This window comes from Kitasatospora sp. NPDC101235 (genome assembly GCF_044767505.1).
Classification (GTDB): domain Bacteria; phylum Actinomycetota; class Actinomycetes; order Streptomycetales; family Streptomycetaceae; genus Kitasatospora.
Genome location: NZ_JBIWNZ010000004.1, coordinates 95569 through 120815, shown reverse-complemented (window position 1 = coordinate 120815; position 25247 = coordinate 95569). Strand labels below are relative to the sequence as shown.

The window sequence follows — 25247 nt, the reverse complement described above, 5'->3', positions numbered from 1 at the left end:
CGGGAAGGACGATGGCGGACTCCCTTCCCGCGCCACCGCCCGACGAAACGGCCGCCCGGCTCCCGTCGAGGCGGCCGCCCGGCCCGGTCAGTACCCGGCCACCCGCTCCTGGGCGTCCGCCAGGTCCTCGGCGGTGGGCGCGTCGTCCTGGGTCAGCCGGTGGCGCCAGTAGCCGGTGAAGTCGATGTTCTCCTTCGGCACCCCCTGCCGCTCGACCAGGTGCCGACGGATCGTCCGGACCGCCCCCGCCTCCCCGGCCAGCCAGACGAAGGGCTCACCCCCCGGCAGCACGGCGTCCCGGAACGCCTCGGTCAGCACGGTGCCCGGGGCCGCGCCGTCGCGGTACAGCCACTCCACCTCCAGGTCGGCACGGCTCTCCAGGTCCTGACGTTCCGCCCGGTCCGCGACCTCGATCCACGCGTACACCCGCTCCCCCGCGGGCAGCGCCTCGACCAGGGTCGCGAGCGCCGGCAGCGCGGTCTCGTCGCCGGCCAGCAGCACCCAGTCGGCGGCCGCCGCGGCCTCGGCGAACGCGACCGGCGGGGCGTACAGCACGGAGGGGCCGACCATCCCGAGCCGGTCCCCCGGCGCGGCCCGCAGCGCCCAGGCCGCGGCCGGGCCGGTGTCGCCGTGCAGCACGAAGTCGATCTCGACCAGCCGGGTGCCGGGCCGCCGTCGGCGCAGGGTGAAGCTGCGCATCACCGGGCGCTCGGCCTCGGGGATCGCCTGGTAGGCCTGGTACCAGCCCATCGGGTCGCCCTGCCGGGCGGGCAGCACCGGCTCGCGCTGCCCGGGGCGTGGGAAGCAGAGCTTGAGCTGCTGGTCGGGGGCGGTGCCGACGGTGTCGGGCAGTTCCTCGGCGGCGAAGGTGATCCGGGCGGTGCGCGGCGTGATCCGCCGGACCTCGACAACCTCGACGAAGGTGACGGGCAATGTCATCGCGAAACCCCTTCGGTTGGTAACCTTACGGCATAAAGAGTTGCCGTCGGCACGACACTTTACGCCATAAGGAGACCTCGGATGACCGTCTACGCCGGGCAGGGAGACGCCCATCGCTCGCTCGCCCTGCTCTGGGGCGCGCCCGAGGAGCCGCGCGCCGGGCGCAGCGGCCCCAAGCCGGGCCTGAGTGCGGACGCGATCGTGTCCGCCGGAATCGCGGTGGCCGACGCCGAGGGCATGGCCGCGCTGTCGATGCGCGCCGTGGGCGAACGGCTCGGCCGCACCGCGATGGCGCTCTACACCTATGTGCCCGGAAAGGCCGAACTGCTCGACCTGATGCACGACCGGGCACTCGCCGAACTCCGTACCGAACCGCCCGGTGGACTCCAGGGGGCCGACGACTGGCGGGAAGCCGTCACCGCCTGGGCCGAGGAGCTGTACGCCTGCTACCTGCGCCACCCCTGGGTGCTCCAGGTCTCGCAGGCCCGCCCGGTGCTCGGCCCCGCCGAACTCGCCGCGATGGAGGCGCTGTTGCGCGCGCTGAGGCCGGCCGGCCTCCCGCCGCGGCGGCTGCGCGGGGCGGTCGCGGCGCTCTGGCAGTTCGTGCGCGGCCTCGCCGCCACCACCGCCGACGCACGCGGCGCGGCAGCCGCGACCGGGGTCACCGACGAGGACTGGTGGGCCACCCGTTCCGCCCGACTCGCCCAGCTGGCACCGGACTTCGCGGAACGCTTCCCCCTGCTCACCGCCCTGCAGAGCACGGGCGGCGGCGCCCCGCAGGACAGCCACCGGGAGGCCTTCCGCGCCGGGCTCGCCGTACTGCTCGACGGCATCGCGGCCGGGGAGCCTTCAGGCTGCTAACACCGCCGGGCGGCGGGGAGCGCCAGCAGGACGCCGAGCACCACCAGGGTGGCGTACCCGGCGATCTCGTGGCCCGCCGGCACCAGGACCCGGACGAACCCGAACAGCCGGAAGCCGTCGATCCAGGTGGACAGCAGGCCGGAGGCGCCACCGACGATCAACACGGAACCGAGGTAGCCGAGCAGGGTCTTCATGCCCCGAGCCTAGGAATCCGCCCCCGGCCGGACATCCGACTTTCGGCGCGGACCGCCGCCACCAAAGTCGTCCGCCGCGCATCCCCGCCCGTCCCGGGGCTCCGGACGGAGCAGCAGGCCCGGCGGCCCGGCCGCGGCCCGGGTACGTTCGCCGTGTGCAGCCCGAACGAGCGCAGCAGAAGCCACCTTCCGTCACCAGGGCCGCGGCCGGCGCCACCGTCTGTGCCGCCCTGGTACTCACCGTCGTCGCCCCGTCGGCCCTCGCCCAGGACTCCGGCCACGCCGTCGGCGGGGAGCGGCTCGGCCGCCCGGCCGTCCAGGTCGCGCCGCTGGCCGGGGCGCCGGCCCTGCCGTCCGGGCTGACCGGCCGCTCCTGGCTGATCGCCGACGCGGCCACCGGCGAGGTGCTCGCCGCCCGCGACCCCCACCTGCCGCTGCCCCCGGCCAGCACCCTCAAGATGCTGTTCGCGGACACCGTGCTGCCCAAGTTCGACCGGGCGCTGGAGCACAAGGTCACCACGGCCGAGCTCGCCGACCTCGGCGTCGGCAGCAGCCTGGTCGGCGTCAAGGAGGACCTGCCGTACCGGGTCGAGGACCTCTGGCGGGGCGTCTTCCTCAGCTCCGGCAACGACGCCGTCCACGTCCTCTCCCACATGAACGGCGGCATCCAGCGGACCGTCACCGAGATGCAGGAGCGCGCCCGGGCGCTCCAGGCCGGCGACACCAAGGTGCTCTCCCCCGACGGCTACGACATGGACGGCCAGGTCTCCTCCGCCTACGACCTCACCCTCTTCGCCCGGGCCGGGCTGCGCAACGCCGACTTCCGCAGCTACTGCGCCACCCGCACCGCGCGCTTCCCCGGCGGGCTGGACAAGCTCACCGGCCGGCGCACCAGTTTCGACATCGCCAACACCGACCGGCTGCTCGGCAAGTACCCGGGCCTGATCGGCGTGAAGAACGGCTACACCACCAACGCGGGCGCCACCTTCACCGGCGCCGCCGAACGCGGCGGCCGCACCCTGCTGGTGACGGTGATGCACCCCGAGTCGCAGGGCAAGGTCTACGACGAGGCCGCCAGCCTGCTCGACTGGGGCTTCGCCGCCACCGGGAAGGTCCAGCCGGTCGGCCGGCTGGTCGACGAGGCCCCCTCCCCCACCTCGGAGGCCGAGGCCGCCGAACAGCTGCCGCCCTGGTCCCGCCCGCCGCTGCCCGCCGGTCCCGGCACCGGCTCCGGTCTCGTCCCCGCCGCCTGGACCGTCGCCGTCCTCGGCACCGCCGTCGCCGTCTGGGCCACCGCCCACGTCGTCGCCCGCCGCCGCCGCACCGCAACCGCCCCGGCGCACGGCAGGGGCGGCGCGAGCGGCATCGGCGGCCGCGGCCGGCGGCACCTCGCCCGCCGCGCCCGCGTCCTGCTCCGCACCGCCCGGACCCGCGGGCCCCGGGCGCCGCGCTGAACCACGGCCCGGACCGCGACCGGGCGCCCTCTAGACTTCCGGCCATGACCACGCCCGACCCCTCCGCCGCGGACCGGCTCGCCCGGCTCGTCCAGCTCTCCGCCGGGAGCTACCTGCTCGTCACCACGTACAAGAAGGACGGCACCGCCGTGCCGACCCCGGTGTGGGTGGTGCGCGACGGGGAGGCGCTCGGCGTCTGGACCGTCACGGACTCCTGGAAGGTCAAGCGGATCCGCAACCGCGCCGACGTGCTGGTCGGCCCCTGCGACGTCAAGGGCCGCCCGACCGGCGAGCAGTACCCCGCCACCGCCGAGATCCTCGGTCCCGAGCGCACCTCCGCCTACCGCACCCTGCTGCGCCAGAAGTACGGTCTGCTCGGTGTGCTCACCCTGCTCGGCAGCCGGCTGCGCCGCGGCGAGCGCGGCACCGTCGGCATCCGGATCACCCTGACGGACTGACCACGGACGCCGGCGCCCCGGGCCGCGCGACGAGGCCGGGCTCGGCGGCCTCCGCTCCTGGCTCACCACCGGCTCCTGGGCGGGCCCGCGGCCGGGCAGCGGGCGGGATGGCAGGCTTGGTGGCCATGGAACAGAACGAGGCCGCACCGCTCCCCCTGCTGGTGGTCGACGGCGCGAACGTGGTCGGCTCCGTCCCGGACGGCTGGTGGCGGGACCGGCGGGGCGCCGCCGAGCGGCTGCGGGACGCGCTGGTCGCCGTCGCCGGGCAGGGCGTGCCGGACCGGCCGGGACCGCTGGAGGTGGTCCTGGTGGTGGAGGGTGCGGCCCGGGGCGTCGCCGGGCTCCCGCAGGTGCGGGTGGTCGAGGCGAGCGGCAGCGGGGACGACCGGATCGTGGAGGTCGTCCGGGCGGCCCGTGCCGAACACCCGGAGCGGGCCTGCCTGGTCGTCACCGCCGACCGCGAACTGCGAGCCCGGGTCGGCGCGCTGGGTGCCGCCGTGACCGGGCCGCGCAGTGTGCGGCCCTGATCCGTGATCGGCCCCGGGGCCGGCCGGCGGCGTGGCCGCCCTCCGGCAGCGGGACCTGCGCGAAGGGCGCGTCGCCGAGGCCGCCGAACCGGGCCGACGGCAGGTCGGTCATCGTCCGGACGCCGCCCGGTCGGGGCGAGACCCGCCATCCGCTTGTTCGCGCGGGATCTTCGCGCGGGAGTTCGGACCGTACGGGAACCAACCGCGGGGCCCGTCCGACTGCTGGGGCGTGAGTGCGAAATCGCCGGGTGTCCGGCCGTTGAGTGTGCTGGCGGGGTTCGTCCTGCTGCTGGTGGTGGTGTTCGTGGTGGCCTACGGGGTGGGGCGGCAGGTCGGGCCGGTGGCGCCCGGGTTGCGGCCGAGTGACGGGGGTGGGGCGTCGCCCGGGACGGGTGGGCACGACATGGGCGGGATGCGGTGAGCGCGGCCGCGGAGCCCGTGGTCGCCACCGACCTGGCGGTCGGCGGGATGACCTGCGCCGCCTGCGTGGGCCGGGTCGAGAAGCGGCTGGCCCGGATCGACGGGGTGACGGCCGGGGTGAACCTGGCGACCGGCCGGGCCCGGGTGCTGCATCCGGCCGGGGTGCCGGTCGCGGAGCTGGTGGCGGCGGTCGAGCGGGCGGGTTACACCGCCGAACCGCTGCCCGAGGGGGCGCCGCTCGGGATGACGGCGCAGGAGCCGGACGAGCGGTGGCGGCTGCTGGTCACCGCGCTGGCGGCCGTCCCGGTGCTGGTGCTGTCGATGGTGCCGTCGGCGCAGTTCACCGCCTGGCAGTGGGTCTGCTTCGCGCTCGCCGTGCCGGTGGTGACCTGGGGGTCGGCCGGTTTCCACCGCCGGGCCTGGCAGGGGCTGCGGCACGCGGCGGCGACCATGGACACCCTGGTCAGCCTGGGTGTGGTGGCCTCCTTCGGCTGGTCGGCGTACGCGCTGCTGTTCGGCGGGGCCGGCGATCCGGACATGCGGATGCCGTTCTCGCTGACCGCCGACGGCGGCGGCGCCGCGCACGTGTACCTGGAGGCGGCGGTCGGCGTGCCGCTGTTCGTGCTGGCCGGGCGGCTGCTGGAGGGCCGGGTGCGCCGGCGCAGCGGGTCCGCGCTGCGGGCGCTGGCCGAGCTGGGCGCCAAGCAGGTGTGCCTGCGGGAGGAGGGCGGCGAGGAGCGCCTGGTCCCGATCGAACTGCTGCTGCCCGGGCAGGAGTTCGTGGTACGGCCGGGCGAGCGGGTGGCCACCGACGGGGTGGTGGTCGAGGGCGGTTCGGCGCTCGACCTGAGCCTGCTGACCGGGGAGAGCGTGCCGGTCGAGGTCGGCCCCGGGGACCGGGTGGCGGGCGCGACGGTGAACGTCGGCGGTGCGCTGGTGGTCCGGGCCACGGCGGTCGGCGCGGACACCCAACTGGCCCGGATCACCGCACTGGTGGCGCAGGCCCAGGCCGGCAAGGCGCGGGCGCAGCGGTTGGCGGACGCGGTGGCCGGGGTGTTCGTGCCCTGCGTGCTGGCGGTCGCGGCGAGCGTGCTGGGCTTCTGGCTGGGCGCGGGCGCGGCCCCGCAGGCGGCGGTGACGGCAGCGGTCGCGGTGCTGGTGGTGGCCTGTCCGTGCGCGCTCGGGCTGGCGACGCCGACGGCACTGCTGGCGGCGACCGGGCGGGGCGCGGAGCTGGGCGTGCTGGTGCGCGGCCCGGAGGTGCTGGAGAGTCTGCGCCGGGTGGACACGGTGGTGATGGACAAGACCGGGACGCTGACCACCGGCCGGATGGAACTGGCCGCCGTGACCACCGCGGGCGGTCTCACCGAGGAGGAGGCGCTGCGGGCGGCCGGCGCGGTCGAGCACCGCTCCGAGCACCCGATCGGCCGGGCCGTCGCGGCGGCGGCCCGGGAGCGCTGCGGGCCTCCGCCGGCCGTGGACGGCTTCGCGGCCACCACCGGGGTCGGGGTGTCGGGGACGGTCGAGGGCCGGGTCGTCCGGGTGGCGCGGCCGGACGACGCCGTCCTGCCGCCGGCCCTGGCGGAGGCGGTCGCGCAGGCCGGGGAGGCGGGCCGCACGGCCGTCGTGGTCGAGCTGGACGGGCGGCCGGCGGCCGTCCTGGCGGTCGGCGACACGCTTCGCTCGGGCAGCTGGCGAGCAGTCCGCCGGCTGCGCGGGCTGGGCCTGGAGACCGTGCTGCTGACCGGGGACGGCCCCGGCGCGGCCCGGGCGGTGGCCGCCGAGCTGGGCATCGAGCGGGTGCACGCCTCGGCCTCCCCCGAGCACAAGGCCGAGGTGGTGGCCGAACTGCGCGCCGCCGGACGGACGGTGGCGGTGGTCGGCGACGGCGTCAACGACGCGGTGGCGCTGGCCTCGGCGGACCTCGGGGTGGCGCTGGCCTCCGGCAGCGACGCCGCGATCGGCGCGGCCGGGCTGACGCTGGTGCGCGGTGACATCGAGGCGGTGGTGGACGCCGTACGGCTGGCGCGGCAGACCCTGGCGACCATCCGGGCCAACCTGCTCTGGGCCTTCGGCTACAACCTGGTGCTGATCCCGCTGGCGGCGGTCGGGCTGCTCAACCCGATGCTGGCGGCGGTGGCGATGTCGCTCAGCTCGCTGCTCGTGGTGGGCAACAGCCTGCGGCTGCGCACCTGGGAGCCGGGGCGGGGACAGCGGCGGGGAGGGCGTCGATGAGGCGCCCGGTCACCTGGTCGCAGCGGCTCGCAGTGGCCGGCCCGCCGGTCGGCGCGGCGGCGCTGGCCCTGGTCCTGCTCACCGGATGGACGGCGGCCGGCGGGGCCGGCCGCGCCCGCCCGGTGGAGGCCGGACCGGGCTGGGTGCTGCTGCCGACGGCGGGCGGGGCCTGCGCCACGGCGGCCTTCTTCACGGTCCGCAACCCGGGTGACATCCCGGACGAACTGACCGGCGCCAGTTGGGAGTTCGGCGGCCGGATCACCCCGAAGCGGCACCTGCACCAGGGCGCGGCGGGCCGCTGGGAGCCGGCACCGGCGCTGCCGGTGCCGGCCGGCGGCGAGCTGCGGATGACGCCGGAGGACGCGGATCTGGTGATCGCCGACCCGCCGCCGCTGCGGGCCGGCCAGTGGGTGGAGTTCACCCTCAGCTTCCGGCACAGCCCGCCGCTGCGGCTCGCCGCACAGGTGCTGCCGGCGGCCGAGCGCCCGCGCTGAACGGTCCGCGGACAGGCCCGGGGCCGTCGCTCAGGAAGGACGGTCCCCGAGGGTCTCCTCGACCGTCCGGCGCGGGGTGGCCGCCCCGGGCGGGCCGTAGCCGGTGCGCAGCACCAGCTGGACGTGGCCCGGCCCGGCGGCCGGGTCGCGCAGCGCCCAGCGGGTGTCCGGCCACTCGATCGCCTGGTGCCAGATGGTGAGCCGGACGCCGTGCAGCGTGGCCAGCAGCCAGACCCGCTCCAGCGCCTGCCCGGTGCGCAGCCAGTCCAGCGGGCCGTCGCCGGGGGTGGTGAGGGTGCACAGCTGGGGCAGCGCCTCGAAGCGCCGGGAGGGCTGCACGGGGGCCTCCGGCGGCCGGCCGGCGAACTCGCGCATCGGCACCCGGGCGTCGTGGTCCTGCGGGCCGAGCGCGGCCATCGGGATGCCGTCCTCGGCGGTGCCGTCGTCGGGCCGCAGCCAGGCGCGGGACTCGGCCGTGCGGGCCGGGTCGGCGGCGTTGCGGCTCTCGGCCTCGGCGGTGAGCGCCTGCACCCGCCGTACGTTGTCCTCCTCCAGTGCGGCCAGCGCGACGCCCTCCTCGCGGGCGGCATCGATCAGCTCGCCGATCACCGACTCGGGCACGTCGCGCTGGGTGAACGGCTCGCGGCTGGAGTGCCGGGCGGCGATGGCGGGGTAGAGGTCGCGGCCGAAGGGCGCCGACGCGGCGGCCGGGCGGGAGAGGTCGAGCACGGCGAGCAGCTCGGGCTCGGCGGCGTCCGGCAGCAGCCGGACCACCGGTTCCCGGTCCAGCCGGCCGGCCGCCACCCGCAGGTTGAACACGGCCGCGCCGACCGCGACGTGCACCGCGGCGCCGACCGGGTCGGCCAGCGGTACGGAGCGCCCGGTGTCGGCGTACACGGCGAGCCCGCGTCCGTCCGGGGTCGGCACGAAGCGCCAGGGCTGGCTGTTGTGCAGCGACGGCGCCGCGCCGCCGGCGGCGGCGAGCAGGCGCAGGTCGGCTGCGCTGAGCATCTGGGTCAGAGCCGGGTCGAACGTCATGGCGATCCACTCCTTCAACCGCGAGGCTTCGGTTTCAACCGCGGGGTTCGCGCAAACGCCCGGGGGTCCCGCTGCTTTCGAGGGTGCGCGCCCGGCGCGGGCCGGGGACAGGGCCCTTGGGCCCGTCCTCGGGCCCGTCCGGTGGATCAGGACGGGGGCAGATCCACCGGACGGGCCGCCTGTCACCCGTGCGGGACGACCGCGACCGGAGCCTCGGCGTGGTGCAGTACGGCGTGCGCGATCCGGCCGAGCCGGGGGCCGAACTCGATCGGGCGCCGGCCCCGGCCGACCACGACCAGCGCGGCGCCTGCGGAGGCCTCGACCAGGGCGCGGGCGGCGCCGAGCTGCACGTCCTCGATCACCTCGACCTCCGGGTGCTGCTCACGGGGGCCGGCCAGGGCGAGCGAGAGCAGCTTGGCCTCCAGCGCCTCCAGCTGGCCGAGCTCGGCCGCCGGGACGACGCCGCCCGCGTAGCCGAACACCGGCGGCAGGTCCCAGCCGTGCACGGCCCGCAGCCGGGCGCCGCGCAGGGCCGCCTCGCGGAAGGCGAAGTCGAGCACCTCCGCCTCCGGGGTGTGGGCGTCGACGCCGACCACCACCTCGGCCGCGCCCTCGCCCGGCGTGCCGGTCTCGCGGACCACGACCAGCGGCACCGTGCTGCGCCCGGCCACCGACATGCTGACCGAGCCGAGCAGCAGCCCGGTGAAGCCGCCGCGGCCGCGCGAGCCGAGCACCAGCAGCTCCGCCTCCGCGGCGGCGGCCAGCAGACCATCCACCGGCGCGTCCAGGACGGCGTCGTTCTCCACGGTCAGGTCCGGGTACAGGCCGCGGATGTCCTCGGCGGCCTCGGCCAGGGTGCGGCGGACGGCCTCGGGCAGGGCGTCCGGCTCCGCGTAGGAGGACACGCCGTCGGTCAGCCACGGCCAGGCGTGCACCAGGCGCAGCGAGGCGCCCCGGCGCACCGCCTCGGCGGCGGCCCAGTGGGCGGCCGCGGTGCTCTGCGGCGAGCCGTCGACCCCGGCCAGCACGGTTGACGTCATGAGTCTTCCTCCACACTGTCGACACGTTGCCGACGCTCGGCGGTTCGGTGCGGGCTGCGGTGCGCTCTGACGCCCCGTCCGCTCCTCCCCCACCCTGTCAGCCCCCCACCGCCCGGCGGCAGAGGCCCCAGGGCCCTGGACGACGGGCCGAAAGGCCCGCCCGACGGAGCCTACGGCGGACCCCGCCGTCCCCACCACCGACACCTGGGCATTACCGTGAACACGGCAATCCCGCTGGTCGGACGGCGCCCGAGCCGGGCCGGACGGCGGGGGCGGCCGCCCGCAGGGCGGATGTGGCACGTCCGGACGGTGGACGGGCCGGTCAGGGCAGCACGACGAGGAGGACAGCGGTGGGCGGAGCGGACGGCAGCGCGGCGGGTGGCGGCGCGCGGATGCCACGGCTGCGCCTGGACGAGCTGCTGGAGGAGCTCCAGTGGCGGATCGACGCGGCGCGCGGCACACAGAACCGGGTGCACAGCCTGCTGGAGGCGGTGCTGGCGGTCGGGCGTGAGCTGGACCTGTCGCAGGCGCTGCACCGGATCGTGGAGGCCGCCGCCGACCTGGTGGACGCCCGGTACGGGGCGCTCGGGGTGATCGGGCCGGACGGGCACACCCTGTCGCAGTTCCTGACGGTGGGCCTGACGGAGGAGGAGATCGCCGAGATCGGCCCGCCGCCCTCGGGCCAGGGCATCCTGGGCGAGCTGATCCGCGAGCCGCAGCCGCTGCGCTGCCCGGTGCTGTCCGACCACCCGGCCTCGGTCGGCTTCCCGCCGAACCATCCGCCGATGCACACCTTCCTGGGGGTGCCGGTGCGGGTGCACGGCGAGGTGTTCGGCAACCTCTACCTGACCGACAAGCGCGGCGGGCTGGACTTCGACGAGGACGACGAGGCGGTGATCTCCACCCTGGCGGTCGCGGCCGGCGTGGCGATCGACAACGCCCGGCTGTACGAGGAGGCGCAGCTGCGCCAGCGCTGGCTGCGGGCGAGCACCGAGATCACCCGCAGTCTGCTGTCGGGGGCGCCGCGGCTGGAGGTGGTCGAGCTGATCGCCCGCCGGGCCCGGGAGATCTCGGGCTCCGAGCTGGCGGACGTCTCGGTGGCGCTGGCCGGCCCGGAGGAGCGGGCCGAGGAGCTGACCGTCGAGGTCGCACTGGGCGGCACGCCGTCCGCGCGGCTGGGGGTGACGGTGCCGGTGGACGGCACGCTGTCCGGCGCCGCGTACGCCTCCGGCTCGCCGGCCACCAGTGACGAGCTGGCCTGTGACGCCCGCTTCCCGGCCGGCCCGGCGGGTCGCTTCGACGGGCTGGGCGCGGCGGTGGCGGTGCCGCTGGGCACCGGCGCCGGCTACGGGCGGGGCGTGCTGCTGCTGGCCCGGGCGCAGGGGCAGCCGGCCTTCGGGCCGGAGGAGACCGGCCCGCTGCTGGGCTTCGCCGACCAGGCCGCGCTCGCCCTGGAGCTGGCCGAACGGCGGCGCGACGCCGAGCAGTTGAATCTGTTGGAGGACCGTGACCGGATCGCCCGGGACCTGCACGACCTGGCGATCCAGCGGCTGTTCGCGACCGGGATGACGCTGCAGAGCGCGGGCCGGCTGATCGAGAGCCGGTCCGCGGCGGACCGGGTGGCCCGGGCGGTGGCCGACCTGGACGAGACCATCAAGATCATCCGCTCGACCATCTTCGGCCTGCGCGCCCACGGCGAGCCGGACCGCGGCCTGCGTGCCCGCGCCACCCGGGTGGTCACCGACGCCCAGGGCACGCTCGGCTTCGCGCCGCGGCTGAGCATGGAGGGCCTGCTGGACACCGACGTGCCGCAGGAGCTGGCCGAGCACGTGGTCGCGGTGCTCGCCGAGGCGCTCAGCAACGCCGCCCGGCACGCCAGGGCCTCCCGGGTCGAGGTGACGCTGCGCGCCCTGGCCGGGCGGGTGGTGCTGACCGTGACGGACGACGGCGTCGGCGTGCCCGAGGGCGGCCGGCGCAGCGGGCTGCGCAACCTGGCCGAGCGCGCCGACCGGGTCGGCGGCTCCTTCACCGTCGACCCGGCCGAGGGCGGCGGCACCCGACTGGTGTGGGAGGCCCCGGTCGGGTCCTGAGGCCTCCCGACCGGGCCCCGCGCCCTCCCGGCCGGCTCCTGAGCCCTGCCGGGCGCGGGCGGCCCCGCAACGCGGGGCCGTCAGCCCCGCAGCGCGCGCAGGAAGTCCAGGAGGTGGGCGTTGAACTCCTCCGGCCGCTCCATGTTCGGGTAGTGGCCGGTGCCCTCGACGATCACCGCGCGGCCGTTGACGACGGTGCGCACGGCCCGTTCGGCCAGGTTGATGTGGTCCACCGAGTCGATGCCGCCGTTGATCGCCAGCAGCGGGACGGTGATCCCGGTCAGCCGCTTCCAGGTGTCGGTCACCGGCACCAGGTACTGGGGCTCGTCGGGGGTGTGCTTGGCGACGGTGTTCCGGGTCATCTCCTTGAGCCGGCGCACCACCTCCGGGCCGACCTCGTCCAGGCGGCGGTGCGGCCCGGAGGCGAGGCGGGTGAACGAGTCGAGCCAGCGCTCGGCGTCGCCCTCGGCGAGTGCGGCCGCCTGCTCGGCGGCGAGTTCGCCGAGCCACGGGTCGCTGAACTCGGACTGGCTGGTGCCGTTGCCGCTGATCACCAGCGCGCCGACCAGCTCGGGGTGTTCGAGGGCCAGGTCGAGGGCGATCGTCCCGCCCATGGAGAGCCCGATCACGGTCACCGGCCCGAGGCCGAGGTGGCGCAGCAGGTCGGCCAGGTCGTCGGCGGGGCGGAACGGCCGGCTCGCGTTGTCGGAGGCGCCGTGGCCGCGGGTGTCCGGTGCGATCACCCGGTACTCGGGCAGGAGGGCGGGGAGCTGGTCCGCCCAGCTGCGGTGGTCCAGCAGGCCGCCGTGCAGCAGCACCAGCGGCTCGCCCGTACCGGCGTCGAGGTAGGCGAGGCGGCCGTGGCCGCTGTCGAAGAAGCGCAGGTCGTCATGGGAACCGGTAACGGCGGATTCAGTCATGACGACAATTTTAGGTCGAGCGACCTATATTTGTCTTCATGAGCACCGAACCCGTTCCCCACGGTCGCCCCGTTCATCCCACCTTCCCCTCGGACCGCATCGGCCACAACCCCGCCGGCCCCGTGCTGCTGGTCGGCGGCTACGGCACCGTCGGCGCCGAACTCGCCCGACTCGCCGCCCCCACCTGGCCGTTGCTGCTCACCGGCCGCTCCGAACAGCGCGGCGCCGCCCTCGCCGCCGGACTGGACGGCGCCACCGCCCGCCGCTGGGACCTCGCCGACCCCGAACCGTTCACCGCCGGTGTCCGGGCCGTGGTCGGGGTGGTCAACGACCCGGACGACCGGGTGCTGCGGGCCGCCGTCGGCGCGGGCGTCCCGTACGTGGACGTCACCCGCTGGACCGCCCGGCTCCAGCGCGCCGCCACGCTCGCCGCCCTGCTGCGCCCGACCGCCCCGGTGCTGCTCTCCTCCGCCTGGATGGGCGGGGTGACCAGCCTGGTCACCGCCGCCCTGGCGGACCGGCTGGGCGGGGCCGAGCGGATCGAGACCGCCGTCCGCTGGGACCTCGCGGACCGGGCCGGCGCCGACTCGGTGGAGTTCATGGACCGCCTCGGGCTCGACTACGAGGTGGTGCAGGACGGCCGGCGCCGCTCCGTCGCCCCGCTCAGCCGCCCGCGCACCGTGCGGATCGGCGCCGCCCCGACCCTGGTCGCCGGGATCGACACCCCCGAGCAGTTCACCCTCCCGCTCACCCTGGGCGCCACCACCGCCACCACCCGGATCGGCTTCAGCTCCCGCTCCTCCACCACCGCCCTGCTGGCCGTCCGGCGCGCCGGGTTCTTCCGCTGGGGGCGCGGCGAGCGCTGGGAGCCGGCCCGCCGCGCCCTGCTGTACTCGCCCGGCGAGGGCGGCACCGCCCTGCTGCGCACCGACGTCTCCTCCGGCGGGCGCGCCCTCACCGCCACCGTCGAGGACCGGGCCGGCCAGGCCCACCTCACCGCCGTCGGCGCCCTGCTCGCACTGCGCCGGGCGCTCGGCGCGGACGGCGCCCCGCCGCCCGCCGGGGTGGCCTTCCCGGAGCAGACCCCGCGCCCCGGGCGGATCCTGGAGGACCTGGCGGAGCTGGGCGTCACCGTCACCGTCACGGCGGCCGACGGGCGGCGCGGCACGGAGGAGGCGGCATGAGCAACATCCGGGGCCTGAGCGGCAAGGGCGCCCAGCGCCGGGAGCAACTGCTCGACACCGCCGAGGAGTTGCTGGTCACCGAGGGCGGCACCGAGCTGACCATGCGGGCGGTGGCCACGGCCGCCGGCGTCCGCCTCGGCCACCTCCAGCACTACTTCCCGACCCACGCCGAGCTGGTGGCCGCCGTCCTGGGGCGCGTCCTCGACCGCTCGGTGGAACGGCTCGGCCCGCTGCTCGACCCGGGCCGCACGGAGGACGCCCTGCTCGGCGAGCTCCTCGCCGAACAACAGGACCCCCGGCTGGTCCGGCTCTTCGCGGAACTGTGGGCACTCGCCGCCCGCGACCCCGCGGTGGCCGCCGCCGTCCGGGCCTTCTACGACCGCTACCGGGAGCTGGTCGCCGCCCTCCTCGCCGAACGCCACCCCGGCCTGACGGAGGAGCAACGGCACGCCCGCGCCCGGGTGTTCATCATGCTGGTCGAGGGCGCCTCGCTCTTCCGCTCCGGCCTGGCCGGCACCGCGGAACCGGCAGCGGACGCCGAACTCCTGCGCACCGCCCGGGCGTTGCTGGGGCCCTGAGCACGCTACGGCGCTCCCGCGCTCCGGGCTCAGGCCAGGCGGCGGCCGATGACCAGTTCCGGGCGGATGCGGATGCGGACCGTGCCGCCCGGCTGGGCCGCCCGGGCCGCCGGGCGGACCTGGGCGCGGCCGAGGACGGTGACGAACCAGCCGGAGCCGTCCCGGCCGTCCACCTCGTCGGCCTCGAAGGCGATCACCGCGCCGTCGACCGCCCGGGCCAGTTCGGAGCCGGCCGGCGCCGAGAGCAGCACACCGCCGGGGGCCAGCCGGAAGGGCACCGGGAGGACGGCCGGGAGGGCGTCGACGGTGTAGACCACCCGGCCGACGGCGGCCCGGGCCAGCAGCTCCAGCGACCGCTTCCGGTCGAGTTCGCAGAGTTCGGGAAGGTCGGGGCGGTCGTACGGGACGGGCCGGGGGCTCGGGATGTGGTCGCGGTTCATGCGAGCGATGCTCGCCCGGGCCCCGGCCGGGTCGCGAGGGCCGATGGTCCCGGCGGGGCCCGGCGAGGGCCCCGCCGGGCGGGCCGTCGGCCCCGGGCCCACGGCCCCCGGACCTACCCGCCCGGCCCGCCCGTCAGTACCGGCCGGAGCGCAGCACGGAGGGCTGCGCGGCGGCGGAGGCCTGGCGCAGCTCGGTGGCGATCAGGGCGGCCTGCACCCGCCGCTCGACGCCGAGCTTGGCGAGCAGCCGCGAGACGTGGTTCTTGACGGTCTTCTCGGCGAGGTAGAGCCGCTCGCCGATCTGCCGGTTGGTCAGGCCCTCGCCGATCAGCTCGAGGACCTCCTGCTCGCGCGCGGTCAGGCCCGGTCCGGTGGTGACCGGCTGGGCGGGCTCGGCGTCGCTGCGCAGACGGTTGAGGAGGCGGGTCGCGGCACCGGGGTCGAGCATCGAGCGCCCGGAAGCGACGGTGCGGACGGCGGCGACCAGGTCGGTCCCGCTGATCTGCTTGAGCACGTACCCGGCGGCGCCCGCCATCACGGCGTCCAGCAGCGCCTCCTCGTCGTCGAAGGAGGTCAGCATCAGGCAGGCCAGCCCGGGCATCCGCGAGCGCAGCTCACGGCAGACCGAGACGCCGTCGCCGTCGCCCAGCCGGACGTCCAGCACGGCCACGTCGGGCCGCAGCGCCGGCACCCGGACGAGCGCCTGCTCGGCCGTCGCCGCCTCCCCGACCACCTCCAGGTCGGGCTCGCCGTCCAGCAGGTCGTGCACCCCGCGGCGCACCACCTCGTGGTCGTCCAGCAGGAACACCCGGACCGGAGCCGAGGCCTCGGCCCCCTCCGTCTTGGTCGCCATCACGCGGCTCCACCTTCGTCACCCCCGCACACTCCCAGCGGGGCCCAGGGCATCGTCCCCCGGAACCCGACCGCGGTCCCAGGGCCCAACGGCCCCATTCGGACCGGGCCACAGTGCCCGGGCCGCCGGCCAGGAACGCTCTCAGCGCCCCTGGCGCCGTACGTTCCCCAGCCCCATCAGCAGGAACGCGAGCGCGACGGCCGCACCGCTGACCGCCGCGAGCATCACCCGGGGCACGACCTCGCCGCTGCCCGACAGCAGGATGGCCACCGCCCCGAGCGAGGCGACGGCCGCGCCGACCACCAGCCATCCGGCCAGGGCCAGTGCCGGCGGCCGGCCGGAGCGCGGGGCGGGCCCGGCGTCCAGGGCGGCCCAGCGGGCCGCCGTCTCCCGTACCTCCCGACGGCGGTCCCAGAAGGCCCGCAGCCGCAGGGCCGCGCCGCCGACCAGTCCGGCGAGCGCGACCTGCGCGGCGGGCCGCCAGTCCGACAGCACGAGCAGCAGCCCGCCCGTCAGCGCGAGCCCGGCCCACCACAGCACGCAGGCCGCGGCGGCCGTGCGGGTGGAGCGGGGCCGGTCCGCGCCGGCCTGGAGGTCGGCGATGGCGGGCAGGTACCAGACACAGCCGCTCGCGGTGAGGGCGGCGGTGCCGATGGCGAGAACGGTGTGGTTCACGACCCGGCCTTCCTGGTCACGAAGGGGTGAGGAGGGTGAGGAGCGGACAGGCCGTCCCCGCCCGCCCGGGGGCAGCGACACGGGCGGGGACGGCGTTCGGGGGGAGCGGGCTCAGCCGCCCGAGGAGGACGGATCGGTGGGCGCGGAGGGCCGGGAGGCGAGGGCGGAGGCCGCCCGGTCCGCCCGGCTCAGCGGCCGGTCGTACTTCGCCGGCTCCACGTCGCCCAGGTGCTTGGCGGGCTTCCCGCTGTGCTCCAGCACGTCCCGGGCCGCGATGTCCGGGTGGTGGAGGTCGAAGGCCGGGGATTCGGAGCGGATCCGCGGCAGCTTGACGAAGTTGTGCCGCGGCGGCGGGCAGGAGGTCGCCCACTCCAGCGAGCGGCCCCAGCCCCACGGGTCGTCCTCGGTGACCTTCTCGCCGTACTTGGCGGTCTTCCAGACGTTGTAGAGGAACGGCAGGATCGACAGGCCGAGCAGGAACGAGCCGATGGTGGAGACGGTGTTCAGGGTGGTGAAGCCGTCCGAGGCCAGGTAGTCGGCGTAGCGGCGCGGCATGCCCTCCACGCCCAGCCAGTGCTGGACCAGGAAGGTGGCGTTGAAGCCGACGGTCAGCGTCCAGAAGGTGATCCGGCCGAGCCGCTCGTCGAGCTTCTTCCCGGTCATCTTGGGCCACCAGAAGTGGAAGCCGGCGAACATCGCGTACACCACGGTGCCGAACAGCGTGTAGTGGAAGTGGGCGACGACGAAGTACGAGTCCGAGACGTGGAAGTCGATCGGCGGGGCCGCGAGCAGCACGCCGGTCAGGCCGCCGAACAGGAAGGTGACCAGGAAGCCGACCGTCCAGAGCATCGGGGTCTCGAAGCTCAGCGAGCCCTTCCACATGGTGCCGACCCAGTTGAAGAACTTCACACCGGTCGGGACCGCGATCAGGAAGGTCATGAAGGAGAAGAACGGCAGCAGCACCTGTCCGGTGACGTACATGTGGTGCGCCCACACCGTCACCGACAGACCCGCGATGGCCACCGTCGCGGCGATCAGGCCGGCGTAGCCGAACATCGGCTTGCGGCTGAACACCGGGATGACCTCCGAGACGATCCCGAAGAACGGCAGCGCCAGGATGTAGACCTCGGGATGCCCGAAGAACCAGAACAGGTGTTGCCAGAGCATCGCCCCGCCGTTGGCCGGGTCGAAGACGTGCGAGCCGAACTTGCGGTCGCACTCCAGCGCCAGCAGCGCGGCGGCCAGCACCGGGAAGACCAGCAGCACCAGCACCGAGGTGAGCAGCACGTTCCAGCAGAAGATGGACATCCGGAACATGGTCATTCCGGGCGCGCGCATGCAGATGATGGTGGTGATGAAGTTGACGGCGCCGAAGATGCTGCCGAAGCCGGACAGCGTCACGCCCATGATCCACATGTCGGCGCCGACGCCGGGCGAGTGGATCGCGTCGGACAGCGGCGCGTAGAGGAACCAGCCGAAGTCGGCGGCGCCCTGCGGGGTCGCGAAGCCGGCCGCGGCTATCAGCGAGCCGAACATGAACAGCCAGTAGGACAGCATGTTCAGACGCGGGAAGGCGACGTCCGGCGCGCCGATCTGGAGCGGCATGATCCAGTTGGCGAATCCGGTGAACAGCGGCATCGCGAACAGCAGCAGCATCACCGAGCCGTGCATGGTGAAGGCCTGGTTGAACTGCTCGTTGGAGAGGATCTGCGTTCCGGGCCGGGCGAGTTCGGCGCGCATGACCAGGGCGAGGATGCCGCCGATCAGGAAGAACGCGAACGAGGACACCAGGTACATGGTGCCGATCGTCTTGTGGTCGGTGGTGGTCAGCAGTCTGACCGCGGCCGAACCGGGCCTCCTCGGCCTGGCCGCCCCTGCGGGAAGGGCCGTTGGCGGTGAGGTGGGGTCGCCCTGTGCCTGGGTGGCGCTCAAGGACGCACTCCTTCGGAACATCGTACGAATGGATGGCGATCCATGATCCGAACAGGCCGCCTCCGCGACCCAGGGCCCTTCGGCCCGCCCGCCAGGGGCCGCTGGGCCCGAGTTCCCGGGTCCCGACCGGGACCTCCCGACCGCGGGACCGGGACCTCCTGACCCGCCGTCGGGTGACCGCCGGCGCGATGGCCCGCCCGCTCGGGCCGCGCTCACCACGGCGCGGAGCCCCGGTCGAGAACCGCCGGAACGCGCCCCTGCCCACCACCCCGCGCCCGCGCCCGAAGGCCCCCCGCGAGCCGTCCGTCCACCCGGCCCGGCAGGCCCCCGCCACCCCGCCCGACCTGCCGGAACACCGTCCGCACAGCCGTGCGACACCCACCGTCCGACCCACCCGCCGACACCCCGCTTGTGTGCACGACGTGACCGAACCCGGCCGATTCCGTGCCCTTCAGCGTCGATCGACCGTCAAGTAGCCTGCGCCCACCACCGCACGGCCGCCCCGTCACACTGCCGCCGCCCACGCTCCGGAGGTACGCCGATGCCCCTGGCCCAGCCCGCCACCCCCGCCCGGACCGCCACCCCCGCCCGGCTGCACTTCTCCGTGCTCGGCCCGGTCACCGGCGAGGCCGGCGGCCGCCCGCTGGCCCTCGGACCCCTGAAGCAGCGGCTGGTGCTGGCCGTCCTGCTGAGCCGCGCCAACACCGCCGTCCCGGTCGACCTGCTCACCGACGCGCTCTGGCCCGAGGAACCGCCGCGCACCGCCCGGAAGAACCTCCAGGTCTACGTCTGCACCCTGCGCACCCTGCTCGGCCGCGAGGAGGGGCCCGACCGGCTCGTCCACTCGGCCGCCGGCTACCTGCTGCGGGTCGCCGAGCCCGAGCTGGACCTGCTCCGCTTCCGCGCCCTCGCCCGGGCCGGCCGGGCCGCCGCCGACGGCGGAGCGCTCGCCCCCGCCGCCCGCCTGCTGCGCCAGGCCCTCGACCTGTGGCAGGGCCCGCCGCTCGCCGACCTGCGCTGCTCGCCCGCCGTCGAGGCGGAGGCGGACCGCCTGGAGGCCCGCTGCCTGGGCGTCCACGAGGACTGGGCGGAGACCGAGCTGGAGCTCGGCAACGCCGGCGCCGTCGCCGAGGACCTGGCCGAGCTCGCCGAGCGCCACCCGCTGCGCGAACGCCTCCAGGCCGCCCGGATGAACGCCCTCCACCTGTCCGGCCGCCAGGCCGAGGCGCTCGCCGTCTACGACACCCACCGCCAACTGCTCGCCCGCGAGTTGGGCCTGGAGCCCAGCCCCGCGCTGACCGCCCGCTACCGCGAACTGCTCGCCCGCGGCCGCTCCCGGCCCACCGCCGCCCGCCCGGAGCGCGGCGCCGCCCCGAACGGCGCCCTGCTGCCCGCCGACACCGCCGACTTCACCGGCAGAACCGACGAACTACGGGACCTCGTCGACGAGCTGGGCGAGGGCGGCGGACGCGTCGCGGTGCTCTCCGGCCCGGCCGGCAGCGGCAAGACCGCGCTCGCCGTGCACGCCGGCCACCTGCTCGCCGACCGCTTCCCGGACGGCCGGGTGCTGGTCCGGCTGCGCGCCGAGGACGGCACCACCCGCCCGCTGCCCGAGGTGCTCGCCGAACTCGCCGCCCTGACCGGCCGTCCGGGCGCCGCACCGGCCGGGCCGGGGCCCGCCGACTCCGGTCGCACCGACACGGGCCAGGCCGCCGCCCTCTGGCGCGCCTCGCTCGCCGGGCGCCGGCTGCTGCTGATCCTGGACGACGCCCCCGGCGAGGCCGCGGTCCGCGAGCTGCTGCCGGGCTTCGGCCCGAGCGCCGTGCTGGTCACGTCCCGCAGCCAGCTGGCCGGGCTCGCCTCGGTGCGCCGCATCGCCGTCCCGCCGCTCGCCCCCACCGAGGCCCTGGACCTGCTCGGCCGGATCGTCGGCACCGGCCGGACCGGCGCCGACCGCGCGGCCGCCGCCCGGATCGTGGCCGCCTGCGGGCTGCTGCCGCTGGCCGTACGGGTCGCGGGCACCCGGCTGGCCGTGCTGCGCCACCTCCCGCTCGCCGAGTACGCGGCCCGCCTGGAGGACCCGGCGGGCGCCCTGGACGAACTGGTCGCCGGGGACGTCACCGTCCGCGCCCGGCTGGACTCCGGCTGGCGCGACCTCACCGACCAGGGCCGGCTGGCCCTCGCCCGGCTCGCCGCCCTGCCGCTCGCCCTGCTCTTCACCCTCCCGGAGGCCGCCGCCGCCCTCGGCCGGCCCGAACGGCTCGCCCTGCACACGTTGGAGGCGCTCACCGACACCGGGACGGTCACCTCCCCCACCGGCGAGGTCACTGCCCACGCCGCCCTGTACGCCCTGCCCCGGCTCACCCACCTGCACGCCCGGGAGCGCGCGGCGCAGGCCCTCGGGGCGCCGGCACCGTCCTGATGAGGCCGCGGGCCTGCTCACCCCAGGGTCAGCAGGTCCAGCACGTCCGCCCGCTCCTCCCCGCGTTCCCCCTCCAGCCCGCACAGTGCCAGCAGCACCCCCGCCGCCCCCGTGTGCAGGTCCGCCGAGAAGCGCCGCAGCCACATCCCGGGCACCAGCAGCCCCTCCGGCCGGGCCACCAGGTGCCACTGGAGCTTGCGCACCTGCCCGAGCACGGCCTCCCGCGCCGGCGCCCCGCCCAGCCGGTCCAGCGCCAGCGTCAGCCCGACCCGCCCCCGGAACAGCCCCGGCTCCCGGATGAACCCGGGCGCGCAGACCTTCCGCACGTCCGTCAGGAAGGCCTCGCCGCCCGGCAGCTCCCCGTGCTCCAGGTACTCCCGCACCACCAGCGCGATCCCGCTGCTGCCCCGGTCCAGGTACGCCAGCCTGCGCCCGGCCTCCAGTACCTGCATCGACCCGTCGGGCACCCGGACGCACCGTGCCACCGCCCGCTCCAGCGCCGTCCGCCCGGCGTCCAGCAGCCACCGCTCGCCGGTCCGCCGGTACAGCCGCAGGTGCAGCAGCGCGATGCCGGCCGGCCCGTACAGCAGCCCGGCGGCTGCGGGCTCGTCCAGCCCGGGTGCCGGCTCGCCGCGCAGCACCGCGGCCAGCTCCCGTGCGTCGTCCAGTGCGTGGGCCAGCTCCCGGGGGCTGTCCAGCTCGTCCGCCAGCCGCAGCCGGGCGAGCGCGGCACCGGCCCGGCCGCCGAACAGGCCCGCCTCCCGCGCCGGGCGGGCCGTACGGGTCCGCTCAAGCAGTTCCTCCGCCGCCTCCGCCCGGCCGATCCGGGCCAGCACCAGCGCGGTGCCGAGCGGCCCGTCGTACAGCCCCCCGCTGCCCGGGCGGTCCGCCCGCCGGCGCACCGCGGCGACCAGCCAGTCCGCGTACTCCTGCGGCCAGTCGGCCCCTGCGCGGTGCAGCGCGTACAGCACGCCCGCCGCGCCGTGCGCCACGCCCGTACCGCCGTCGGCGAAGCCGGCCACGTCCCCGGGGAAGAGCCGGTCCGGCCGGTCCGGGGTGGCGCCGGCGTGGATGCCCGCGATCAGCTCCCGGCGCACCGGGCCCAGCGAGGGCCCGTCCAGCAGCTCCCGCCCGCGCCGCTCGCTCGCCGACTCCACCAGTGCCACGGCTCCGGGCCGCACCGGCCCCTCCTCCTCGCCCAGTCCGAACCACTCACGTGCCCGCCGCTCCAGCGCCGGGAGCTTTCCCGGATCGCAGTCGGCCAGTTCCAGCACCGGCATCAGCAGCATCAGCCAGGTCACCCACAGCAGGTACCGGTCGGCCTCGGCGCCGTCCAGGCCGGGCGGGACGCGCGGTCCGGCCGCGCCGGCCACCGGCACCCGCCGGTCGTCCAGCTCGGCCGCGTACTCGAAGTCCACCAGCACCACGGACCCGTCGGGCCGGAGCAGCACGTTGGCCGGGTGCAGGTCCCCGAACCGCACGCCCCGCTCGTGCAGGGCACCGAGCGCCTCCTCCAGCCCCGCCACCACCCCGCCCACCCAGCAGGCGTACTCGGCGCGCTGCTCCGCGGTGCAGTTCTGGTGCACCAGCGGGTAGCGCCGGATCGCCTCGTCGAACAGCTGGACGCCCTCGATGTGCTCCTGCACCAGGAAGGTGTGCTCCCAGACCGTGCGCACCTCGTGCAGCCGGGGCACGCACTCCAGCCCGGCCAGCCGTTCCAGCGCCCACTGCTCGCGCCGCAGCCGGGTCAGCGCGTCCGCCCCGGCACGGTCCAGCCCGGCGTGCGGGCGGGCCTCGCGCAGCACCACCCGCTCGCCGGTGCCGTGCCCCTCGGCCAGGTAGATCCCGCCGGCGTTGGAGAACCGGAGCACCTCGACGATGTGGTACGGCAGGTCCCCGCCGGCCGCCTCCCGGGCTGCCAGGTACGGGCGCAGCGCCGCAGGCGGCTCGACCCACCCGGGCAGCCGGAACACCGGCTCGCGCGAGTCCGGCACCAGCGTGCCGGAGGGGTCCCGCAGGGCCGGGACGGGCTGTCCGGCCTCGTCCTGGCACCACAGCTCGACGAAGGCCCCGTAGCGGGCGTACACCGGCGCGTTGCCGATCCGCAGGTCGGTGAGCACGTACGGTCCGGGAAAGCCGTCCAGTGCCTGCGCCAACTCTTCGGCCAGCGCGAGGAATTCGCCCTCCGTGGCCGGGTAGACGGTGACGAACTTGCCGCTGCTGCCCCGCCCCGCGGACTTGCCGTTCGCCACCCGCAGCGCCGCCGGGCTGCGCAGGAACTTGAACGCCACCCGCCGGGCGACACAGATCCGCGCGACGGCGGCCAGCGTCCGCTCGGCGCCGTCCGCCGTCGCCGACACGTGCAGCTTCCAGCCCTGTTCCGGCAGCCGGGAGCCGTCGGGCCGCAGCACCGTCCACAGCCCGCGCTGCTCACGCCGCCAGCCTTCGGGCGGCTCGCCGAGGCCCAGCGGGTAGCGGCTCTCCCGGTCCCGCAGCCGTCCCGGGGTGTCGTAGTACGTCGGGTCGGCGAGGCAGTACAGCTGGATCTCGTGGGCGCCGGCCATGGCGCACCTCCTCTTCCGGGAGCGGGCGGTGTTCAGACGGCGCGGTGTTCAGACGGCGGGGCTCAGCACCGGCCCGCGCCGGACCGGCGGCGCCCAGGTGACCACGGCCGCGCAGAGCGCGATGGCCAGGGCCAGCAGGGCGAAGGTCCGGGTGCCGCCGAGCGAGCCGAGCAGGGTGCCGCCGACCAGCGGGCCGAACGGCTGGACCAGCGTGGACAGGAAGCCGGCCGCGCTCTGCACCCGGCCGATCCGGTCGGGCGGCGCGGCGACCAGCATCCCGGAGACGAAGCCGATGCTGGCGACGGTGGACAGGCACATGCAGGCCGCGCAGAGCAGCCCGATCAGCAGCGGAACCCGGGTCAGCACCAGCACCCCGGCGGTGAGCGCGCAGGCCCAGCAGGCGAGCGCGACCAGGCTGCCGTCCCGGGCCCGGGCACCGAGTCTCGGGGCGAGCAACGCGCCGGCCAGGGCGCCGGCCGCGGTGCAGGAGACGACCGTGCCACCGCCGATGCCGGAGTGGCCGCCGTCGGAGGCGACCGCCAGGGTGGCGAACATCAGCGCGCTGAACGCGAAGTTCATCCCGAGGCCGAAGATCAGCAGCAGGGTTCGCAGGTAGGGCTGGTGCCAGATGAAGGCCAGTCCGGCGGTCAGCTCGGCCCGGCTGAACACCGGTCCGCTCGCCGTGGCGGGCAGCGAGCGGGTCCGCATCAGCGCCACGCAGACCGTGGACAGCAGCAGCCCGACGCCCTCGGCGAGGAACGGCAGCACCGGGTGCCAGGCGAACAGCGCCCCACCACCGAGCGGTCCGATCAGCCGGGCGGCGGCGCCGCGCGCCTGCATCCGGGAGGAGGCCTCGCGGGCCTGCCCGGTGGGCACCACCGCGCGCAGCAGGGCGCCGGCGGCGGGCCCGTAGACGCTGGAGATCAGTGCCCCGGCGGCGGCGACCAGCAGGACCAGCGGCAGCGGGGTGTACCCGCACAGCACGGCGACGACCAGGGCGCTGACCGCGAGCAGGCTGAACACGTCGCAGATCCGCAGCAGCCGCCGCCGCTCGATCCGGTCGGCGAGCACCCCGCCGGGCAGCGTGGTGAGCAGCAGCGCGCCGACCGAGACGGTGCCGATGGCGCCCGCCTCGACGGCCGAGCCGGTCTCCCGCAGGACCAGCAACGGCAGGGCGATCGAGGCGAGTTGGGAGCCGAGCGAGGCCAGCAGGCCGCCGACCCAGAGCAGCCGGAAGTCCCGGTTGCGGGCGAGCGGGGTGGGTTCCATGGCCGTCCTCCGTGGTCGGCGGGGGGCACCCTAGGGGGTGCGGATCGGGCCGGGGCGGTCCCGTCGCGACGGGACCGCCCCGGAAGCCTTGCGGGGGCCGGCGGCCGGGGGCGGTGGTGCGTCCGCCCCCGTGCACGGCCCGGCGTCAGGACTCCGCTCAGGCGGTGGTCTCGGCGCCCCGGACGTAGCTGATCAGGCTGAAGCAGCTGCCGTCGGAGGCCTCGCTCAGGACCTTCATCGACTGGAGGTCCAGGATGTTGGCGGCGTGCGCCTCGACCTCCGGGGTCTCCTCGCCGTTCTCGCCGACGTTCTGCTGCTCCATGTTCTCGGCCATGGTCGAACTCCCTTCCGCATGGGGGTGTTTAGGGCTCCGGCGAGCGGCTGCCCGCCGTTGCCCACCATGCTGGGGAGGGCCGGCTGCGCCCGGCTTCGGGGCCGGTTGGGGGTCGGTATGTCCGCAGGCCGGCGCGGCTGCGCCGGCCTGCGGGGCCCCTGGCCGGCCCTCCCGGGCGGCCCCCTCGTCCCGCTCCACCTGCGGCCATACCGTTCGCCGGGCGTTCTCCAACCGGGCCCGAAGCCACGGCCGCAACCCTGGCCCGGAACGCCCGTGCACACCCGTTCCGCTCCGCCGCGCACGCCCGCACAGCGAAGGACGACCGA

At 76.2% G+C, this 25247-nt stretch carries 23 protein-coding genes; 11 read left to right on the top strand and 12 right to left on the bottom strand.

Annotated features, from left to right (window positions below):
- Window positions 1-87 precede the first annotated feature (87 nt).
- Window positions 88-939 carry a siderophore-interacting protein gene (locus ACIRRH_RS09290; RefSeq protein ID WP_403064000.1) on the bottom strand — a complete coding sequence of 284 codons (852 nt, stop codon included), beginning with the start codon at window positions 937-939 and terminating at the stop codon, window positions 88-90.
- A gap of 81 nt (window positions 940-1020) precedes the next feature.
- Here ACIRRH_RS09290 and ACIRRH_RS09285 point away from each other — a divergent pair, with 81 nt between their 5' ends.
- Window positions 1021-1800, top strand: coding sequence for a TetR/AcrR family transcriptional regulator (locus ACIRRH_RS09285; protein WP_403063997.1), 780 nt, complete (start codon window positions 1021-1023; stop codon window positions 1798-1800).
- Here ACIRRH_RS09285 and ACIRRH_RS09280 read toward each other — a convergent pair.
- Window positions 1797-1994, bottom strand: a complete 198-nt coding sequence (locus tag ACIRRH_RS09280; RefSeq protein WP_403063994.1) for a hypothetical protein — start codon at window positions 1992-1994, stop codon at window positions 1797-1799. The genes ACIRRH_RS09285 and ACIRRH_RS09280 overlap by 4 nt on opposite strands.
- A gap of 155 nt (window positions 1995-2149) precedes the next feature.
- On the opposite strand from ACIRRH_RS09280, the gene ACIRRH_RS09275 reads away from it, so the two are divergent.
- The 6 genes from ACIRRH_RS09275 (at window position 2150) to ACIRRH_RS09250 (ending at window position 7582) form a co-directional block, all read left to right on the top strand.
- On the top strand, window positions 2150-3448 hold the full coding sequence (locus ACIRRH_RS09275) for a D-alanyl-D-alanine carboxypeptidase family protein (protein WP_403063991.1): 1299 nt from the start codon (window positions 2150-2152) through the stop codon (window positions 3446-3448).
- A 44-nt stretch (window positions 3449-3492) separates the two neighbouring features.
- Window positions 3493-3906, top strand: a complete 414-nt coding sequence (locus ACIRRH_RS09270; RefSeq protein ID WP_403063988.1) for a PPOX class F420-dependent oxidoreductase — start codon at window positions 3493-3495, stop codon at window positions 3904-3906.
- 125 nt (window positions 3907-4031) lie between these two features.
- The gene (locus tag ACIRRH_RS09265; RefSeq protein WP_403063985.1) at window positions 4032-4433 is read left to right on the top strand and encodes an NTP pyrophosphohydrolase; all 402 of its coding nucleotides are present in this window, start codon (window positions 4032-4034) and stop codon (window positions 4431-4433) included.
- Between the two features lie 259 nt (window positions 4434-4692).
- Window positions 4693-4854 carry a hypothetical protein gene (locus tag ACIRRH_RS09260; protein WP_224285458.1) on the top strand — a complete coding sequence of 54 codons (162 nt, stop codon included), beginning with the start codon at window positions 4693-4695 and terminating at the stop codon, window positions 4852-4854.
- The gene (locus ACIRRH_RS09255; RefSeq protein ID WP_403063982.1) at window positions 4851-7088 is read left to right on the top strand and encodes a heavy metal translocating P-type ATPase; all 2238 of its coding nucleotides are present in this window, start codon (window positions 4851-4853) and stop codon (window positions 7086-7088) included. Before ACIRRH_RS09260 ends, ACIRRH_RS09255 begins: the two co-directional genes overlap by 4 nt.
- A complete protein-coding gene (locus tag ACIRRH_RS09250; protein ID WP_403063979.1) occupies window positions 7085-7582 on the top strand; it encodes a copper chaperone PCu(A)C in 498 nt (165 codons plus the stop codon). Before ACIRRH_RS09255 ends, ACIRRH_RS09250 begins: the two co-directional genes overlap by 4 nt.
- A gap of 30 nt (window positions 7583-7612) precedes the next feature.
- On the opposite strand, the gene ACIRRH_RS09245 is transcribed toward ACIRRH_RS09250, so the two are convergent.
- Entirely contained in the window at window positions 7613-8620 is a 1008-nt protein-coding gene (locus ACIRRH_RS09245; protein WP_403063976.1) for an Acg family FMN-binding oxidoreductase, read from the bottom strand.
- 182 nt (window positions 8621-8802) lie between these two features.
- Window positions 8803-9660, bottom strand: coding sequence for a universal stress protein (locus ACIRRH_RS09240; protein WP_403063973.1), 858 nt, complete (start codon window positions 9658-9660; stop codon window positions 8803-8805).
- A 392-nt stretch (window positions 9661-10052) separates the two neighbouring features.
- On the opposite strand from ACIRRH_RS09240, the gene ACIRRH_RS09235 reads away from it, so the two are divergent.
- Window positions 10053-11750: a GAF domain-containing protein gene (locus ACIRRH_RS09235; RefSeq protein ID WP_403064719.1), complete on the top strand. Its 1698-nt coding sequence runs from the start codon at window positions 10053-10055 to the stop codon at window positions 11748-11750.
- 80 nt (window positions 11751-11830) lie between these two features.
- Here the strand turns inward: ACIRRH_RS09235 and ACIRRH_RS09230 are convergent, their stop codons facing one another.
- Window positions 11831-12670, bottom strand: coding sequence for an alpha/beta fold hydrolase (locus tag ACIRRH_RS09230; protein ID WP_403063970.1), 840 nt, complete (start codon window positions 12668-12670; stop codon window positions 11831-11833).
- 38 nt (window positions 12671-12708) lie between these two features.
- Here ACIRRH_RS09230 and ACIRRH_RS09225 point away from each other — a divergent pair, with 38 nt between their 5' ends.
- Complete coding sequence (locus ACIRRH_RS09225; protein WP_403063967.1) at window positions 12709-13854, top strand: saccharopine dehydrogenase; 1146 nt, start codon at window positions 12709-12711, stop codon at window positions 13852-13854.
- A complete protein-coding gene (locus tag ACIRRH_RS09220) occupies window positions 13851-14432 on the top strand; it encodes a TetR/AcrR family transcriptional regulator (protein WP_403063964.1) in 582 nt (193 codons plus the stop codon). The genes ACIRRH_RS09225 and ACIRRH_RS09220 overlap by 4 nt, the downstream gene beginning before the upstream one ends.
- A 29-nt stretch (window positions 14433-14461) precedes the next feature.
- Here the strand turns inward: ACIRRH_RS09220 and ACIRRH_RS09215 are convergent, their stop codons facing one another.
- The 4 genes from ACIRRH_RS09215 to ctaD all read right to left on the bottom strand — a co-directional run bounded on the left by ACIRRH_RS09215 (window position 14462) and on the right by ctaD (window position 18332).
- Entirely contained in the window at window positions 14462-14872 is a 411-nt protein-coding gene (locus tag ACIRRH_RS09215) for a pyridoxamine 5'-phosphate oxidase family protein (protein ID WP_403063961.1), read from the bottom strand.
- 133 nt (window positions 14873-15005) lie between these two features.
- Window positions 15006-15725 (bottom strand): response regulator, encoded by a 720-nt coding sequence (locus ACIRRH_RS09210; RefSeq protein ID WP_403063958.1) that lies wholly within the window; start codon window positions 15723-15725, stop codon window positions 15006-15008.
- Between the two features lie 141 nt (window positions 15726-15866).
- Entirely contained in the window at window positions 15867-16400 is a 534-nt protein-coding gene (locus tag ACIRRH_RS09205; protein WP_403063955.1) for a hypothetical protein, read from the bottom strand.
- Between the two features lie 111 nt (window positions 16401-16511).
- Window positions 16512-18332, bottom strand: coding sequence for a cytochrome c oxidase subunit I (gene ctaD / locus ACIRRH_RS09200; RefSeq protein ID WP_403063952.1), 1821 nt, complete (start codon window positions 18330-18332; stop codon window positions 16512-16514).
- A 541-nt stretch (window positions 18333-18873) separates the two neighbouring features.
- Here ctaD and ACIRRH_RS09195 point away from each other — a divergent pair.
- Complete coding sequence (locus ACIRRH_RS09195) at window positions 18874-20754, top strand: BTAD domain-containing putative transcriptional regulator (RefSeq protein WP_403063950.1); 1881 nt, start codon at window positions 18874-18876, stop codon at window positions 20752-20754.
- A gap of 17 nt (window positions 20755-20771) precedes the next feature.
- Here the strand turns inward: ACIRRH_RS09195 and lanKC are convergent, their stop codons facing one another.
- From lanKC to ACIRRH_RS09180, 3 genes are all read right to left on the bottom strand, one after another.
- Complete coding sequence (gene lanKC, locus ACIRRH_RS09190) at window positions 20772-23318, bottom strand: class III lanthionine synthetase LanKC (RefSeq protein WP_403063947.1); 2547 nt, start codon at window positions 23316-23318, stop codon at window positions 20772-20774.
- A 48-nt stretch (window positions 23319-23366) separates the two neighbouring features.
- Window positions 23367-24587, bottom strand: a complete 1221-nt coding sequence (locus ACIRRH_RS09185; protein ID WP_403063944.1) for an MFS transporter — start codon at window positions 24585-24587, stop codon at window positions 23367-23369.
- A gap of 157 nt (window positions 24588-24744) precedes the next feature.
- Window positions 24745-24921: a hypothetical protein gene (locus ACIRRH_RS09180; RefSeq protein ID WP_403063941.1), complete on the bottom strand. Its 177-nt coding sequence runs from the start codon at window positions 24919-24921 to the stop codon at window positions 24745-24747.
- Between the last annotated feature and the right edge of the window lie 326 nt (window positions 24922-25247).

Coding starts and splice junctions, on each gene's coding strand:
- ACIRRH_RS09290 (WP_403064000.1), bottom strand. CDS start 939: ATGACATTGCCCGTCACCTTCGTCGAGGTTGTCGAGGTCCGGCGGATC.
- ACIRRH_RS09285 (WP_403063997.1), top strand. CDS start 1,021: ATGACCGTCTACGCCGGGCAGGGAGACGCCCATCGCTCGCTCGCCCTG.
- ACIRRH_RS09280 (WP_403063994.1), bottom strand. CDS start 1,994: ATGAAGACCCTGCTCGGCTACCTCGGTTCCGTGTTGATCGTCGGTGGC.
- ACIRRH_RS09270 (WP_403063988.1), top strand. CDS start 3,493: ATGACCACGCCCGACCCCTCCGCCGCGGACCGGCTCGCCCGGCTCGTC.
- ACIRRH_RS09265 (WP_403063985.1), top strand. CDS start 4,032: ATGGAACAGAACGAGGCCGCACCGCTCCCCCTGCTGGTGGTCGACGGC.
- ACIRRH_RS09250 (WP_403063979.1), top strand. CDS start 7,085: ATGAGGCGCCCGGTCACCTGGTCGCAGCGGCTCGCAGTGGCCGGCCCG.
- ACIRRH_RS09245 (WP_403063976.1), bottom strand. CDS start 8,620: ATGACGTTCGACCCGGCTCTGACCCAGATGCTCAGCGCAGCCGACCTG.
- ACIRRH_RS09240 (WP_403063973.1), bottom strand. CDS start 9,660: ATGACGTCAACCGTGCTGGCCGGGGTCGACGGCTCGCCGCAGAGCACC.
- ACIRRH_RS09235 (WP_403064719.1), top strand. CDS start 10,053: ATGCCACGGCTGCGCCTGGACGAGCTGCTGGAGGAGCTCCAGTGGCGG.
- ACIRRH_RS09230 (WP_403063970.1), bottom strand. CDS start 12,670: ATGACTGAATCCGCCGTTACCGGTTCCCATGACGACCTGCGCTTCTTC.
- ACIRRH_RS09225 (WP_403063967.1), top strand. CDS start 12,709: ATGAGCACCGAACCCGTTCCCCACGGTCGCCCCGTTCATCCCACCTTC.
- ACIRRH_RS09220 (WP_403063964.1), top strand. CDS start 13,851: ATGAGCAACATCCGGGGCCTGAGCGGCAAGGGCGCCCAGCGCCGGGAG.
- ACIRRH_RS09215 (WP_403063961.1), bottom strand. CDS start 14,872: ATGAACCGCGACCACATCCCGAGCCCCCGGCCCGTCCCGTACGACCGC.
- ACIRRH_RS09210 (WP_403063958.1), bottom strand. CDS start 15,725: ATGGCGACCAAGACGGAGGGGGCCGAGGCCTCGGCTCCGGTCCGGGTG.
- ACIRRH_RS09195 (WP_403063950.1), top strand. CDS start 18,874: ATGCCCCTGGCCCAGCCCGCCACCCCCGCCCGGACCGCCACCCCCGCC.
- lanKC (WP_403063947.1), bottom strand. CDS start 23,318: ATGGCCGGCGCCCACGAGATCCAGCTGTACTGCCTCGCCGACCCGACG.
- ACIRRH_RS09185 (WP_403063944.1), bottom strand. CDS start 24,587: ATGGAACCCACCCCGCTCGCCCGCAACCGGGACTTCCGGCTGCTCTGG.
- ACIRRH_RS09180 (WP_403063941.1), bottom strand. CDS start 24,921: ATGGCCGAGAACATGGAGCAGCAGAACGTCGGCGAGAACGGCGAGGAG.